Genomic DNA, 14,363 nt, shown 5'->3' on the forward strand with positions numbered 1-14,363 from the left:
TCAGCCCTGGTCGGTGGGCTGGCGACGGAACCGGGTCACCAGGCGCCGCCAGTAGAGCTTGGCGGCCACGGCCACTCCGGCCACCCCGCCGACCACCGCCTGCACGATGAGACTGCCGGATCCCGCGTCCAGGTAGGCCAGGTGCGTCACGGCTGCTTTTCCTTCCCTCGCCGGTCATCGGAGCCCAGCCCGGTATGTGAGGTTTATTGCTCAAAGCCGGGCTTATCCCCTACGGTACGCGTCTGACCGGACACGCGCGGCCACACCGGGCACTCCTTTCCCCGTCCGATCCGTTCAAGACGAAGCGGCCCCTGGCCACCTACCGTGGCTGCCATGACACCGCAGTTCGATCTCGTCGGGACCGTCGTCACCGACATGGCCCGCACCCTCGACTTCTACCGCCGGCTGGGGCTGCCGATCCCGGCCGGCGCCGAGACGGAACCGCACGTGGAGGTCACCCTGCCCAACGGGGTCCGGCTGGCCTGGGACACCGTCGACACCATCCGCGGCTTCCATCCCGGTTTCACGCCGTCCGCCGGCAGCCCGCGGATGAGCCTGGCCTTCCGCTGCGCCGGCCCGGCCGAGGTGGACCGCTGGTACGCCGAGCTGACCGCCGCCGGCCACCACGGGGAACTGCCGCCGTGGGACGCCGTCTGGGGCCAGCGGTACGCGGTCCTGCACGATCCGGACGGCAACGGCGTGGACCTGTTCGCGCCGCTGCCGGCCGGCTGACCGCACGCCCTCGCCGCCGGCCGGGGCGGTCAGCCGGAGGGCGGCATTGCGGCGTGCTCCCGCCCGTCACCCGGCCGACGGGGCAGCCACCCGGCCGGCGGCGGCGTGCTCCCGCCCGTCGCCCGGTCGGCGCGGCGGTCCGCCGGTCAGTCGGTGGGCGGGGCGAGCAGCCGGGTCGGTGGGACGCCGGCCAGCTCCCGCACGTCGCGGGTGAGGTGGGCCTGGTCGGCGTACCCGGACCGCGCGGCGACCTCGGCGAGCGGCACGCCGCCACGGGCCAGGTCCAGCGCGCGACGCATGCGCAGGATGCGGGCCAGCGTCTTCGGGCCGTACCCGAACAGGGCCCGGCTGCGCCGGTGCAGGGCCCGCGCGCCGAGGCCGACCTCGGCGGCGGTCGCGGCGACCGTGGCCCCGGCGGCGAGCCGGGCGGCCACGTGCGCGCCGAGCGGGTCGGGCCCACCGGCGGCCCGCAGCCGGTCGAGCGCCACCTCCTCCAGGGCCGTGGCGCCGGCGTCCGACCAGCGGGCCGCGCACCGCGACCCGGTTGGACCGGTCGCCGCCCGGACCCGTTCGGCCAGGTCCACGGCGGCGCGGCCCCACAGGTCGGCGAGCGGGACACGTCGGTCCCGTAGTTCCTCGGCGGGCACCCCGAACACGGCCGGGCCGACGCCCGGCGGCAGGCGCAGCCCGATCCACCTCTCCCCCGGCGCTGACCACGACACCTGCGCCACCCGGTCCGGCCCGGCCACCAGCAGCCCGGCCCGACTGGACCAGAGCAGGTCCAGACACCCGTCCGGCAGCACGCGCACCGGCCCGGCGCCGGGCGAGACGCTCGCCCACCGCACCGCCGACCGGATGCCCACCGCCGCCCGTTCCCGGTACATCCGTCCACCCTGCCACCCACCGTCGATCATGAAGTTGGCGGCAGGTCTTCGCGGCGTGTCGCGACCGCCGACTTCATGATCGACGAGGCTGGGGATCAGGGGCGGTGGTGCAGGGCCAGACGCAGCAGCAGGAAGCGCAGCGCGGTGGCGACCAGGTTGGCCGCCACCAGGACGGCCAGCTCGACCGCGCGCGGCGGGACCGTCACGGCGTGCAGGACGGCCAGGGAGCCACTGGTCAGGGCCAGGCCCAGCGCGAACGCGAGCAGCCCCTGGAGGTGGTGCCGTCCGGCATGCCGGCGGCCGGTGACGCCGAACGTCAGCCGGCGGTTGGCCGCCGTGTTCGCCACCGCGGTCAGCAGCAGCGCCAGCAGGTTCGCCGGTTGCGCGCCGAGCGGGCCGCGGGCCACCAGGAAAAGCACCAGGTACGCGAGCGTGCTGGCCACCCCCACCGCGGCGAAGCGGACGAGCTGGCCGGGCAGCCCGACCGGCACCTGCGCCGGCGGCGCCGGCAGCGGCCCCCGGCCGAGCTGGGCGCGCAGTCGCGCCAACGGCAACGCGCCGGTGAGCAGCGCGCGGCCCAGCCGTCCGATGCCGCGCAGGTCGGCCAGGGCGGTGGCGACCACGTCCACCCGGCTGTCCGGGTCGTCCACCCAGTCCACCGGCACCTCGTGGATCCGCAGCCCGGCCCGCTGGGCCAGCACCAGCAGCTCCGTGTCGAAGAACCAGCCGGTGTCCTGGACCAGCGGCAGCAGCTCGGCCGCCACGTCGGCGCGGATCGCCTTGAACCCGCACTGGGCGTCGGAGAAGCGCACCGCGAGCGTGCCGCGCAGCAGCAGGTTGTAGCCCCGGGAGATCACCTCCCGCCTGGCGCCCCGGACCACCCGGCTGGTGCGCGCCAGCCGGGTGCCGATGGCCAGGTCGGAATGCCCGGACAGCAGCGGCGCCACCAGCGGCGGCAGCGCCGCCAGATCGGTGGAGAGGTCCACGTCCAGGTACGCGAGCACCGGTGCCGGCGAGGCCGACCAGGCGGCCCGCAACGCCCGTCCGCGCCCCTTCTCCGCCAGGTGCAGCACCGCCACCTCGGGCAGCTCGGCGGCGAGCGCCTCGGCCAACGCCAGGGTGCCGTCGGAGCTGGCGTTGTCGGCCACCGTGATCCGGAACGGGTACGGGAACTGGGCGGTCAGGTAGGCGTGCAGCCGCCGGACACAGGGGCCGAGGTCGACCTCCTCGTTGTAGACCGGGACCACCACGTCCAGCACCACGCCCTCGGCGGTGGGCCGGGCCTGCACGGCGGCCCGGGGCTCCGGCATCAGGATCATCGCTCAGCCCTGCTTTCCGCTGCTCAGGTCGTACACGGTCACCCCGTCGACGGTGGTCGCGGTGAAGTTCTCGGCGACCCAGGCGGTGATCTCGGCCGACGCGCTGCTGCCGCCGTTGGCCCGGAACCCGCCGCCGCCGAGGAACCAGTGGATCCGGCCGTCGGCCACGTACCGCTGGAACTGCGCCAGCGTCGGCGACGGGTCGCTGCCGTTGAAGCCGCCGATCGGCATCACCGGCTCGCCGGTGGCGAGTTGGTAGCCGGAGGCGTTGTTCGAGCCGATCGTGGCCGCGACCCAGGTGTAGTCCTCGGCGTCGGTCTTGAGCAGCGCCGTCATCTCGGCGCTCGGCTCACGCGCGTCGAGCAGCCCGCCCATGCCGCCGCCGCGTTGGCCACGCCCGACACCGCCGTCCTGACCGACACCGCCGTTCTGGCCGGTGCCGCCGTTCTGGCCGGTGCCGCCGTTCTGGCCGGTGCCGCCGTTCTGGCCGGTGCCGCCGTTCTGGCCGGTGCCGCCGTTCTGGCCGGTGCCGCCGTTCTGGCCGCCGGGAGCGCCGGGCGGCTGGCCGCCGCCCGGGAACCCCGGGAACGCGCCGTTCTGACCGCCTGGAAAACCCGGGAACGGACCGTTCCCGCCGCCCGGGAAGCCGGGCATCGCGCCGCCGCGGAACTCCCCGCCCGGCATCCGTCCGCCGGGGAAGCCGCCCCGGCCGCCCGGCCCGAAGCCACCCATCACGTCGGGGCCGGCGCTCGGGATCGAGCCGGTGTGCGGGGTCGCCGCGGTCTGGAGCGCGTACGCCGCCGGCCCGGCCAGCCCCGCCGACACCCCCAGCGCCGCCACCCCCGTCACCACCCCGCGCGTCCACCACCGACCCGCCCGACCCGCCCGACCCGCCCGACCCGTGGTGACCAAGGAGTTCGCGTCGGTGGGTGGCGCCCCGGCCGACACAAAGCCCTTGATCACCGGGAGGTCGAGGAGGGCCAGGAGGACGGCGGCGGTCAGGCCGGCCGTCAGGACGGTGGGACGCAGCCAGGGCTGCCAGTCGGGGCTGCGGCCGAGCAGGCGCCAGGACCACCAGGCGGTGACCGCCAGCGTGCCGGCCAGGACCAGCGTGGCGGCGTGTGCGCGCCAGCCGTTCCGCGCCGGGGTGCGCTCGGCCCCGACCGGTCCGGCCGACGCGACGCCGGGCCCGACGGGATCGGACGCGGCCGACACCAGACCGGCCGGCGGGGCCGGGGCGGTCGCCGGGGCAGGGGCAGTCGCCGGGGCAGGGGCAGTCGCCGGGGCGGGGGCGGTCGCCGGGGCAGGCATGGTCGCCGGGGAGGAGGCGGCAGCGGACGCGGTGGGCACGGTCCGGGCCCGCCAGAGCTGGGTGACCCCGATGCCGACTAGCGCGCCGACGGCCGGGGCCAGGGCGACCGTGTAGTAGGCGTGGAAGATGCCGGACATGAAGCTGAAGATCAGCCCGGTGACCAGCAGCCAACCGCCCCAGAGCAGCAGGCCGGCCCGGCGGCGGTCGGTCCGCGCCGACCGCCCGGCCAGCCACAGGCCGGCCACCAGCAGGATCAGCGCGGCCGGCAGCAGCCAGGAGATCTGCCCGCCGACCTCGGTGTCGAACATCCGCAGCAGACCTGCCTGGCCGGAGAACGGGCCGCCGCCCCCGCCGCCCGGCCGACCGCCCCCGCCGACGCTGCCCACCTCGTCACCGGTGATCCGGCCCAGGCCGTTGTAGCCGAGGGTCAGCTCCAGGATGCTGTTGTGCTGCGAGCCGCCGACGTACGGACGGGCGCTGGCCGGCACCAACTCCACGACCGCCACCCACCAGCCGGCGGACACCACCACGGCCAGCCCGGCCAGCAGGAGCTGACGGATCCGCCGCCACAGGCCGGTCGGCGCCGCCAGCAGGTAGACACCGGCGAACACCGGGATCACCAGGAACGCCTGGAGCATCTTGGTGAGGAAGCCGAAGCCGACCAGCGCGCCGGCCAGCGCGATCCACCGGGTGCCCGCGGTCTCGACCGCCCGGACCGTGGCGTACGCGGCGGCCAGCAGCAGGAACACCAGCAGCGCGTCGGGGTTGTTGAACCGGAACATCAGCGTGGCCACCGGGGTCAGCGCCAGGACCGCGCCGGCGAGCAGACCGGCCACCGGGCCGTACCAGCGGCGCACGGTCGCGTACAGCACGGCCACCGACGCGACGCCGAGCAGCGCCTGCGGCACCAGGACCGACCAGGCGTTCAGCCCGAAGACGCGCACCGAGAGCGCCATCAGCCAGAGCGAGGCCGGCGTCTTGTCGACGGTGATCGAGTTGGCCGCGTCCGAGGAGCCGTAGAGGAACGCCGTCCAGCTCTCCGAGCCGGCCTGCACGGCCGCCGAGTAGAACGCGTTCGCCCAGCCGGAGGCGCCCAGACCCCACAGGTAGAGCAACCCGGTGGCCACCAGCAGGCCGAGCAGGGCCGGGCGGGCCCAGCGCGGGTCGCGGCCGGGCGGGTCCGCCGGGGTCGGGGTCGGCTCGGGTACGGGCGCGGCGGCCGGTCCGGTCGCGGGTGGGCCGGCGGACGCGGCTCGTCCGGGCGGGCCGGCCGTCGGCGAGGTCAGCAGGCTCTCGGTTCTGTCCATGCCGGCAAGCCTCGCCAGAGCCGCTGGCTCGTCCCCGTGAGCGACCTATGTGTCCGCTGTGGATCCCGGCAGCCAGACGCGGAACGCGGTGTGGCCGGGGCGGCTGGTCACCTCGACCCGGCCGTGGTGGGCCTCCACCACGGCGGCGACGATGGCCAGCCCCAGGCCGGTGCTGCCGTGCGCGCGGGAGCGCGAGCCGTCGCCGCGGGCGAACCGTTCGAACACCTCCGGTTGCAGCTCGGCCGGGATGCCCGGCCCGTCGTCGGTGACCCGGAGTTCCACGCCGTCCGGGGCCGGTGACAGTCGGGTGGTCACGGTGGTGCCGGCCGGCGTGTGCACGCGCGCGTTGGCGAGCAGGTTCGTCAGCACCTGGTGCAGGCGGTGGCCGTCGCCGGTGACGGTGAGCGGCTCGTCCGGCAGGTCGAGCTGCCAGCGGTGTTCCGGGCCGGCCACGTGCGCGTCACTGACCGCGTCCACCGCCATGGCGGTCAGGTCGACCGGGTCGGCGGCCAGCGGTCGGCCGGAGTCCAACCGGGCGAGCAGCAGCAGGTCGTCCACGAGGCTGGTCATCCGGGTGCTCTCCGACTCGACCCGGCGCAACGCGTGCGCCACGTCCGGTGGCACCTCCTGCCGGCCGCGCCGGGCCACTTCCGCGTACCCCCGGATGGCGGCCAGCGGCGTCCGCAGCTCGTGGCTGGCGTCGGCGACGAACTGGCGTACCCGCGTCTCGCTGGCCTGCCGGGCGGCGAGCGCGGCGGCGACGTGGCCGAGCATCCGGTTGAGCGCGCCCCCGACCTGCCCGACCTCGGTGCGCGGGTCGGTGTCGGCGGCCGGCACCCGGACCGACAGCGCCACCTCGCCCCGGTCCAGCGGCAGCTCGGTGACCCGGGCGGCGGTGGCGGCGACCCGGTTCAACGGCCGCAGCGTGCCCCGGACGATGAGCGCGCCGAGACCGCCGGCGATGACCAGCCCGGCACCGATCACCCCGGCCTGGGCCACCACCATCCACATGACCGTCTCGTCGACCTCGGCCAGCGGGATGGCGAAGACCAGGACGTCGCCGTCGGGCATCTGCCGGGCCACCGCCCGGTAGTCGCCGCGTCCGGCGAGCGCGACCGTGCGCGGCGCGGCATCGGGACGGAGCCGGGCCAGCGGCGCCACCTCGTCCGCCGGCACCGTGGTCGGCTGCGTGGCCGCCTGCCGGAACGCCAGGGCGACCTTCCCGTCGACGACCCGCGCCGCCACGGACTCGGCCGGGTAGCCGGGTGGGAACCCCGGGCGGAAGGTGTCCGGCCGGTCCTGCGGCAGCTCGAAGGGAGAGGGCTGCCGCACGTGGCGGCGGGATTCGCCACCGGTGAGCTGGTCGTCGATCCGCGTGATCAGGAAGTGCCGCAGCGCGACCGTGGTCAGGCCGCCGATGCCGACGCTGACCAGCGCCAGCAGCGCCACCACGGAGAGCACCAGGCGGCGGCGCAGCGACCAGCCGGCCAGCCGGCGGCGCAGCCGCCCGCCCCGGTCACTCCGCGGGCTTGAGGACATAGCCCGCGCCGCGCAGCGTATGGATCATGGGCGCGCGGCCCGCGTCGATCTTCTTGCGCAGGTACGAGATGTACAGCTCGACCACGTTGGCCTGGCCGCCGAAGTCGTAGTTCCAGACCCGGTCGAGGATCTGCGCCTTGCTGAGCACCCGGCGCGGGTTGCGCATCAGGTAGCGCAGCAGCTCGAACTCGGTGGCGGTGAGCGTGATCAGGGCGTCACCGCGGCGGACCTCGTGGCTGTCCTCGTCGAGGCTGAGGTCGCCGACGGTCAGCACCGCCTCCTCCCGGGCGGCGACCGCGAACCCGGAGCGGCGCAGCAGGGCGCGCAGCCGGGCGATCACCTCCTCCAGGCTGAACGGCTTGGTGACGTAGTCGTCACCGCCGACGGTGAGCCCGGCGACGCGCTCCTCCACCGCGTCCCGGGCGGTCAGGAACAGCACCGGCACGCTGGGCGACTGCTCGCGCAGGCGACGCAGCACCTGGAAGCCGTCCAGGTCGGGCAGCATCACGTCGAGCACCACGGCGTCCGGCCGGAACTGGCGGGCCGCGCTGATCGCCGCCATCCCGTTGCCGGCGGTGGCGACCTGCCAGCCCTCGTAGCGCAGGGCCATCGACAGCAGGTCGGTGAGCGTCGGCTCGTCGTCCACCACCAGCACCCGCACCGGTTCGCCGTCCGGTCGACGCAGTTCGATCCGGCCCTGCGCGGCCTGCCCGTTCATGACCATGCTCCCCATCGTGGGCGCGCCGGCTGTACCGGTGCTGTCCCGATCCTGTGTACCAGCTGTGCCGGCGGCGCGTGGGGATCAGGCGGACCGATCCGGCCTTCCCCGGCCGACTACCCGGTGGTAACTTGCCGGCATGTCCATCGACGGCCGTCCCACCGGCCGGCTTACCGGCCGGGTGGTGCCGGTGACCGGCGCGGCCCGGGGCACCGGCCCCGGCACGTCGCCGGCCGGGCCGTGACCGCGCCGGATCCCCGCCCCGGCGGGCAGGTGGTCTTCGAGCGGCGCGGCGCCGGGCCGGCGCTGGTGCTGCGGCACGGCATCGGCCACCACGGCGGCGCCTGGCTGCCGGTGCTGGACCGGCTCGCCGGGACGCACGACGTGATCGCCGTCGACCTGCCCGGCTTCGGCCGGTCCCCGGTGCCCGCCGCCGGCCTGCCCGCCGACATGCCCGGGCTGGTGGCCGGCGTGGTCGAGCTTTTCGCCGCGCTCGGGCTGGACCGCCCGCACGTGGCCGGCAACAGCCTCGGTGGCGCGATCGCGCTGGAGCTGGCCGCCGCCGGGGCGGTCGCCTCGGCCACCGCGCTGTCGCCGGCCGGCTTCTGCACCGCACGCGAGCTGCGCTGGGCGCTCACCGTGCTCACCCTGCACCGCAACGCGGCCCGGCTGCCCGAGCCGGTGCTGCGTCACCTGTTCGCCGCGCCGGCGCTGCGGGCCGTGGCGCTGGGCATGATCCTGGCCCGGCCGGACCGGTTGACGCCGGACGTGGCGCTCGCGGACGCCCGCGCGCTGCGCCGGGCACGCGCGTTCCGCGCCGTCGCCCGCGCCGGCCGGGGGTACGCCTTCGCCGGCCGGCCCACCGTCCCGGTGACGGTGGCCTGGGGCACCCGGGACCGCATCCTGCCCCACCGGCAGGCCGCGCTGGCCCGCGCCCGGCTGCCCACCGCCCGGCACCTGGACCTGCCCGGCTGCGGGCACGTGCCGATGCACGACGACCCGGAGCTGGTCGCCTCGGTCATCCTCGGCACCACCGGTGTCCAGCCGGCCTGAACCGTCCGCGCCGCGCCGGGTCGACGCGCCGCCACGTCCGCCCCTACTCGGTGGCGCCGAACGGGTCCGTGCGCACGTAGCGCATCGTCCAGCCGTCCGGGCCGACCCGGTCGCCCCGCTCGTAGAGATGGTCCGCCACGTCGGCGGGCGGCTGCTCGGGGTGGCGCAGGATCCACCGGCGCGGCGGCGCGCCGTCCGGTTCCGCCGGCAGGTCCCGGGCCACGCCGTCGGCCGGACCACCGACGAACCGTACGCGCACCAGCGCCACGCTCACCCTCCGTCCCGGCGTCGACACCCCCGCTCGCGAAGCTACCCCGACGGCCGACCCACCCCGGGCGGTTTGCACAGCTCGGAGGCCGGGTAGCGGGTCCGGGGGGACCGGACGAGACAGGGAGTGGTCGATGAGGACGCTGGGCGGGCGGTACGAGCTCGAACAGCGCGCGGCCGTGGGTGGCATGTCGGAGGTGTGGCGCGCACACGACCGCGTGCTGGACCGGACCGTCGCGATCAAGCTGATCTCGCCGGGGCTGGACGGCGACGCCGGTTCGGTGGAACGGATCCAAGCCGAGGCCCGCTCGGCGGCGCGGCTGGTGCACCCGAACGTGGCCAGCGTGCACGACTTCGGCACCGCCACGCTGCCGGACGGACGGCCGGTGCCCTACATCGTGATGGAGCTGGCCGAGGGCGAGACGCTCGCCGCGCACCTGCGCGCCGGCCCGCTGGACTGGCATATCGCGGTGCGGGTCTGCGCCGAGGTGTGCGCCGCGCTGGCCGCCGCGCACGGGCACGGCATCGTGCACCGGGACGTGAAGCCGGCAAACGTGATCCTCACCCCGTCCGGCGTGAAGGTGCTCGACTTCGGCATCGCCACGCCGGCCGGCGCGCTCGACCACACCCCGGAGGGAATCGTGGTGGGCACCCCGGCGTACCTCGCCCCGGAGCAGCTCGACCGGCAACCGGCCACCCCGGCCGCCGACATGTACGCGCTCGGCGTGCTGCTCTACTACTGCCTGACCGGCCGGCTGCCGTACGACGCCGTCAGCACCACCCAGCTGCTCGGCGCACGTCGCCGCCTGCCGCCCCGGCCGCTGCCGGAGGTCCCCGGGCTGCCGGCCGAGGTGGTCGAGCTGTGCGAGCGTTGCCTCGACTCCGACCCCGCCGCGCGGCCGACCAGCCCGATGGCCGCGCTGCTGCTGGCCGAGGCGGTCGACGCCCGCATCTACGTGCCGATGACCGTGGTGCTGCCCCGGCAGCGGATCGGCGAGACGTCCCCGTGGACCGGACGGGACGCCGCCGAGGCGACCGAGGCGATGGCCGTGGACGCCGCCACGAGCGGGGGGATCCGCTGAGCGTACTGCGGTTTCGCCCGTCGGCGGCCGGGAACGCGGGCCGGTGAGTGACGGGAGGAACGCGATGCCGGATCCGAGTTCCTGGCTGGCCGAGACGGCCACGGCGACCGCGGCGGGCGGTCACGTACGCACCGACGACGGCGGTTTCTCCTCCGCCCTGGCGTCCCCGCTGGCGCCACACTGTTCCGGTCTGACGCCGGAGCAGTTGTTGGCCGCCGCGTTCGCCTCCTGCCTGCACCACGCCGCGGTGGAGGCGGCCGGCGAGATCACCGACGAGGCGCACACCGTGCAGGTGACCGCCGAGGCGACGCTGGGCCGCGACGACGACGGCCGCTACCGGGCCGACGTGCACGCCGAGATCTCCTCGGCCGGACTCACCCGGGACCAGTTGGCCGAGCTGGTCGCGTACGCCGACCGGCTCTGGCCGTTCTCCAGCGGTGACCCGAGCCGCCACCGGCTCACGGTCACCCCGGCCGAGAACGGCCGGCACTGAACGCCCGGCTCACCAGCGGAAGCCGGCGGTCACCGCGCGGTGGTCGGTGTCCGGCGTGTGCACCACGCCCGCGGCGGTCGGGGTGAGCCCCCGGTAGAGCACGTGGTCCGGGCGGGTCACCGGCACCTCCGCCGGCCAGGTGAAGCCGAAGCCCTGCCCGGCCTCGGCCTGCGCGTCGCCGAGCAGTCGGGTCAGCGGGTCGAAGACCCGGTCGGTGGTGGCCGTGTTCAGGTCGCCGAGCACCACCAGCCGGTCGGCCGGGTCGGCACGGACGGCGCGGGCCAGCGCCGCCACCGTCTCGTCGCGGGTGGTGGTGTGCCCGGCGCGGGCGGAGCCGAGGTGGACGACGTACACGGTCAGGTCGCCCTGCGGGGCGGCCACCACGGCGCGCAGCGCGCGGTCCCAGCCCAGCCCGGTGTCCACGCCGTGGGTTTCGCGGATCGGCCAGCGGCTCCACAGCGCCACCGTGGAGACCGCCGTCCGGTGCGGGTAGCGGCCGGCCAGGGCGGGCGCGATCCGCTCCCCGTCGTCGACCTCCTGCAACCCGATCAGGTCCGGGGCGTCATCGGCCAGCGCGCCGACGGTGGCGGCCGGGTCGGGGTTCCCGGATCGCAGGTTCTGGCTGGCCACCCGCACCGAGGTGCCGTCGGCGCCGGCGGCCGGGGGCAGCCAGGCCCGACCGAAGAGCCCGGCCCAGACCAGCGCCGGCACCAGCACGGCGAGCAGCGCGCGGCGGGAGCGGCGCAGCAGCGCCGCGAGCCCGAGCAAAGGTACGCCGAGACCGAGCAGCGGGGTGGCGCTGTCCACCAGGCTGCCCAGCCCGTGCACGTTGGGCACCGCCCGGTGCCCGAGCAGGAGCACGGTGAGCAGCACGGCGCAGGAGATGACGATCGTGCCCCGGCGGCCCCGCCGACCGGCGGGCTCACCGGCGGCCCGTTCGTCGACCCTCTGCTCCGTCACCGTCCGCATCGTATCGAGCGGCCGGACACCCGGTGCGCCGCATTCGGGTAGCCGCACCGGCCCCGGACGGTGGCGGGTCGGGGACGGCTGGCCTCGGCGGGCCGGCGTCGATCACGTGGCCGGGTGACCGGTGGGTCCTCCCCCGTTCGGAGGAGGTCGTCACGACGGGCACGGCAACGGGACTCATGCCCGGATCGTCATCCCGAATCCGTCATGAGCGACTTTACGGAGAACAGAGGCTTGATCGTTTGATGAGCGGCTGACGGTTATGCCGCACCGGATTCCGGCAAACTGTGGCGCATGCCACCAACCACCCCGATGGCAAGCGCCGCGAAGCTTTCTAGCCTCGGCGGGTGCATCCCGACCACCCCGACCACCAGCCATCGCCCGCGAACCGTCCGGTTGGCCGAACGATCGACCCGGCATCGGCCGAACGCCGGGTGGGGCGGCACCGCTCCCCGGAGCCACCCCGGCGCGGCGCGGCCCGCTCCCGCCCCGGCCGGATCGCGGTGGCCACCGGCGTCACCTGCTGCCTCGGCCTGATCGGCGTGGTCGGCGTCGGCGAGGCCGGGCAGCCGCCCCTGGAGGTACGCGAGGCGCTCGCCGACCGGGCCGCCGTCGAGCAGCGCGCCTCCCGCGACTTCACCCGCGCGGTGCCGCCCGCCGCCGCCCCGGCGTCGCCCGCCCCGGTCGCCACCCCGAGCCCGAGGCCGGCGGAGAGGAAGCCACCGAGGAAGGTGGTCCGCCCGAAGCACCCGCGCCCCGTCGCCGGCCTGGACCAGCGGCAGATGGACAACGCGAAGGCGATCGTCGACGTCGGCCGGGACATGCGGCTGCCGCGCCGGGCGATGGTGGTGGCGGTGGCCACCGCCATGCAGGAGAGCGACCTGCACAACCTGGCCAGCGACGTGCTGCCCGAGTCGTTCGCGCAGCCGCACCAGGGCAGCGGCTCCGACCACGACTCGGTCGGGCTGTTCCAGCAGCGCCCGAGCAGCGGCTGGGGCACGGTCACCGAACTCATGCGACCGGCGTACGCGGCCCGGGCGTTCTACACCGCGCTGGTCGACGTCCCGGGCTGGGCGGACATGAGCGTCACCGGCGCAGCCCAGGCGGTCCAGATCTCCGCGTTCCCCGACGCGTACGCGAAACACGAGAAGCGGGCCACCACGGTGGTGGCGGCGCTGTCCTGAGGCCCGGAACGCCGCCTCACCGCCCGGCGGCGGCGGTGGGGGTGTCGGCGGACACGCGGGCGCCGGAGAGGATCTCGTCGACCCGGGCCTCGTGGCGGCGGCGGGCCAGCAGCGCGGCCTCGAACTCACGGCGCGCCCGCACCGCCTCCGCGTACGCCTCCTCCCGCACCCGGCGGGCCTCCTCCCGGGCGGCGTCCAGCTCAGCCCGGGCCCGGGCCAGCAGCTCGGCGGCCTCCCGCTCGACGACCGACGGGCCGGCCGGGACGGACCCGTCGGCCGGCGCCGCGCGGCGCCGGAGATAGTCGCAGAGGTGCCCGGCGTCCAGCCGGATCTGGTCCCACTCCCGGCCCGTCCCCGCGACGCCCTCCGCACGCGCCGCCAGCCGGCGCAGCCGGAGATCCAGCTCGTCCAGGCAGGCATCCACCTGACGCCGGTCGTAACCGGCCTCCACCACCGAGAACCTCATGCTGTCGCCCCCCAGGCAGCCGGCGCGCGTCCCCCACCTGACGATCCTGCGGGGCGGGCGGGACCGGCGGCGGCCGTTCACCGGAAATGTTCAGCATCCGGACACCGGGACGGGCGGGTCGTCAGGCGTGCTTGGGGAGCACGACCACCCGACCGAAGAACTCGTCGATGCGGCGCACCACGTCGTTGAAGTCGTCCAGGTCGATCGGCTTGGTGACGTACGCGTTGGCCTGGAGCGTGTAGCTGCTCACCACGTCCGTGTCGGCGTTGGAGGTGGTGAGCACCACGATCGGGATGCTCCGGAGGTTCTCGTCCCGCTTGACCTCGCCGAGCACCTGCCGCCCGTCCATCCGGGGCATGTTGAGGTCGAGCAGGATGACGTCCGGTCGCTGCGCCCCGGTGTGCCGGCCCTCGCGACGGAGGAACTCCATCGCCTCCTCGCCGTCGGCGACCACGTCGATGACCTTCTCGACGTCCGACTCCTCGAGCGCCTCCTCGATCATCAGGACGTCACCCGGATCGTCGTCCACCACCAGGATGCGGACCGGGCTCGAACTGGGCTGACCCATGGGGCTACCTGCTTCGTGTCGAGGAGGGCACCGGCCGCGCGGCCGGCCGTTGGCGGGGAAATCTATCCGATCAGGAGCTGGCCGACGGCGTCGGGTCGACCGTGTCGCGGTCGTCGTGCAGCACCTCGGCCAGCCCGGTCACCTGGAGCACCCGGGCGACCCGGCCGGCCGCCCCGGTGAGCCGCAGCCAGCCACCGTCGGCGGCGACGAGGTTGTCCCCGCGGACGAAGGCGGCGATGCCTGTCGAGTCGCAGAACGTCAGCTCGGTGAGGTCGAGCAGCAGCTCGCGCCGGCCCTCGGCGACCAGCCGGTCGATCTCGGCGGTCAGCTCCCCGGCCGTGCTGAGGTCCAGTTCGCCGGCGAGCCGGAGGCAGGTCACGCCCTGGTCCCGCTGGGCGGACGTGACGGCGAACGTCACCGTGGCCCCTCTCACTTCCACCGCAGGCAGACGCTTGCAGTACAGCAAGTATAGG

Annotated in this window: 16 protein-coding genes; 5 read left to right on the top strand and 11 right to left on the bottom strand. The window is 75.6% G+C overall.

Annotation, left to right across the window (positions count from 1 at the left end):
* Nucleotides 1-150: a hypothetical protein gene (locus tag VKK44_RS15185; protein WP_343441732.1), complete on the bottom strand. Its 150-nt coding sequence runs from the start codon at nucleotides 148-150 to the stop codon at nucleotides 1-3.
* A gap of 183 nt (nucleotides 151-333) precedes the next feature.
* Here VKK44_RS15185 and VKK44_RS15190 point away from each other — a divergent pair, with 183 nt between their 5' ends.
* The gene (locus VKK44_RS15190) at nucleotides 334-732 is read left to right on the top strand and encodes a VOC family protein (protein ID WP_343441733.1); all 399 of its coding nucleotides are present in this window, start codon (nucleotides 334-336) and stop codon (nucleotides 730-732) included.
* Between the two features lie 146 nt (nucleotides 733-878).
* Here the strand turns inward: VKK44_RS15190 and VKK44_RS15195 are convergent, their stop codons facing one another.
* The 5 genes from VKK44_RS15195 to VKK44_RS15215 form a co-directional block, all read right to left on the bottom strand.
* Nucleotides 879-1,616 (bottom strand): helix-turn-helix transcriptional regulator, encoded by a 738-nt coding sequence (locus VKK44_RS15195; protein WP_343441734.1) that lies wholly within the window; start codon nucleotides 1,614-1,616, stop codon nucleotides 879-881.
* A 95-nt stretch (nucleotides 1,617-1,711) separates the two neighbouring features.
* Nucleotides 1,712-2,935, bottom strand: a complete 1,224-nt coding sequence (locus tag VKK44_RS15200) for a glycosyltransferase (protein ID WP_458351538.1) — start codon at nucleotides 2,933-2,935, stop codon at nucleotides 1,712-1,714.
* 3 nt (nucleotides 2,936-2,938) lie between these two features.
* Complete coding sequence (locus VKK44_RS15205; RefSeq protein ID WP_343441735.1) at nucleotides 2,939-5,554, bottom strand: ArnT family glycosyltransferase; 2,616 nt, start codon at nucleotides 5,552-5,554, stop codon at nucleotides 2,939-2,941.
* 45 nt (nucleotides 5,555-5,599) lie between these two features.
* Nucleotides 5,600-7,093: a sensor histidine kinase gene (locus VKK44_RS15210; protein ID WP_343441736.1), complete on the bottom strand. Its 1,494-nt coding sequence runs from the start codon at nucleotides 7,091-7,093 to the stop codon at nucleotides 5,600-5,602.
* Nucleotides 7,071-7,811, bottom strand: a complete 741-nt coding sequence (locus VKK44_RS15215; protein WP_458351668.1) for a response regulator transcription factor — start codon at nucleotides 7,809-7,811, stop codon at nucleotides 7,071-7,073. The genes VKK44_RS15210 and VKK44_RS15215 overlap by 23 nt, the downstream gene beginning before the upstream one ends.
* A gap of 240 nt (nucleotides 7,812-8,051) precedes the next feature.
* Here VKK44_RS15215 and VKK44_RS15220 point away from each other — a divergent pair, with 240 nt between their 5' ends.
* Nucleotides 8,052-8,864, top strand: a complete 813-nt coding sequence (locus VKK44_RS15220; RefSeq protein ID WP_343441738.1) for an alpha/beta fold hydrolase — start codon at nucleotides 8,052-8,054, stop codon at nucleotides 8,862-8,864.
* 43 nt (nucleotides 8,865-8,907) lie between these two features.
* Here VKK44_RS15220 and VKK44_RS15225 read toward each other — a convergent pair whose 3' ends face one another.
* A complete protein-coding gene (locus VKK44_RS15225; protein WP_343441739.1) occupies nucleotides 8,908-9,132 on the bottom strand; it encodes a hypothetical protein in 225 nt (74 codons plus the stop codon).
* A gap of 133 nt (nucleotides 9,133-9,265) precedes the next feature.
* Between VKK44_RS15225 and VKK44_RS15230 the strand changes: the two genes are divergently transcribed.
* Together VKK44_RS15230 and VKK44_RS15235 are read left to right on the top strand one after the other, a co-directional pair.
* On the top strand, nucleotides 9,266-10,213 hold the full coding sequence (locus tag VKK44_RS15230; RefSeq protein WP_343441740.1) for a serine/threonine-protein kinase: 948 nt from the start codon (nucleotides 9,266-9,268) through the stop codon (nucleotides 10,211-10,213).
* Nucleotides 10,214-10,277: 64 nt separating this feature from the next.
* On the top strand, nucleotides 10,278-10,706 hold the full coding sequence (locus VKK44_RS15235; protein WP_343441741.1) for an OsmC family protein: 429 nt from the start codon (nucleotides 10,278-10,280) through the stop codon (nucleotides 10,704-10,706).
* A gap of 9 nt (nucleotides 10,707-10,715) precedes the next feature.
* Here the strand turns inward: VKK44_RS15235 and VKK44_RS15240 are convergent, their stop codons facing one another.
* A complete protein-coding gene (locus tag VKK44_RS15240) occupies nucleotides 10,716-11,666 on the bottom strand; it encodes an endonuclease/exonuclease/phosphatase family protein (protein ID WP_343441742.1) in 951 nt (316 codons plus the stop codon).
* 353 nt (nucleotides 11,667-12,019) lie between these two features.
* Here VKK44_RS15240 and VKK44_RS15245 point away from each other — a divergent pair, with 353 nt between their 5' ends.
* On the top strand, nucleotides 12,020-12,856 hold the full coding sequence (locus VKK44_RS15245) for a hypothetical protein (protein WP_343441743.1): 837 nt from the start codon (nucleotides 12,020-12,022) through the stop codon (nucleotides 12,854-12,856).
* Between the two features lie 16 nt (nucleotides 12,857-12,872).
* On the opposite strand, the gene VKK44_RS15250 is transcribed toward VKK44_RS15245, so the two are convergent.
* From VKK44_RS15250 to VKK44_RS15260, 3 genes are all read right to left on the bottom strand, one after another.
* Nucleotides 12,873-13,322, bottom strand: a complete 450-nt coding sequence (locus tag VKK44_RS15250) for an ATPase (RefSeq protein ID WP_343441744.1) — start codon at nucleotides 13,320-13,322, stop codon at nucleotides 12,873-12,875.
* Nucleotides 13,323-13,443: 121 nt separating this feature from the next.
* Nucleotides 13,444-13,890, bottom strand: coding sequence for a response regulator (locus VKK44_RS15255; protein ID WP_343441745.1), 447 nt, complete (start codon nucleotides 13,888-13,890; stop codon nucleotides 13,444-13,446).
* Between the two features lie 70 nt (nucleotides 13,891-13,960).
* The gene (locus VKK44_RS15260; RefSeq protein ID WP_343441746.1) at nucleotides 13,961-14,308 is read right to left on the bottom strand and encodes an STAS domain-containing protein; all 348 of its coding nucleotides are present in this window, start codon (nucleotides 14,306-14,308) and stop codon (nucleotides 13,961-13,963) included.
* Nucleotides 14,309-14,363: the final 55 nt, after the last annotated feature.

Origin of the sequence: Micromonospora sp. DSM 45708, from assembly GCF_039566955.1 — a bacterium.
Classification (GTDB): Bacteria; Actinomycetota; Actinomycetes; order Mycobacteriales; family Micromonosporaceae; genus Micromonospora.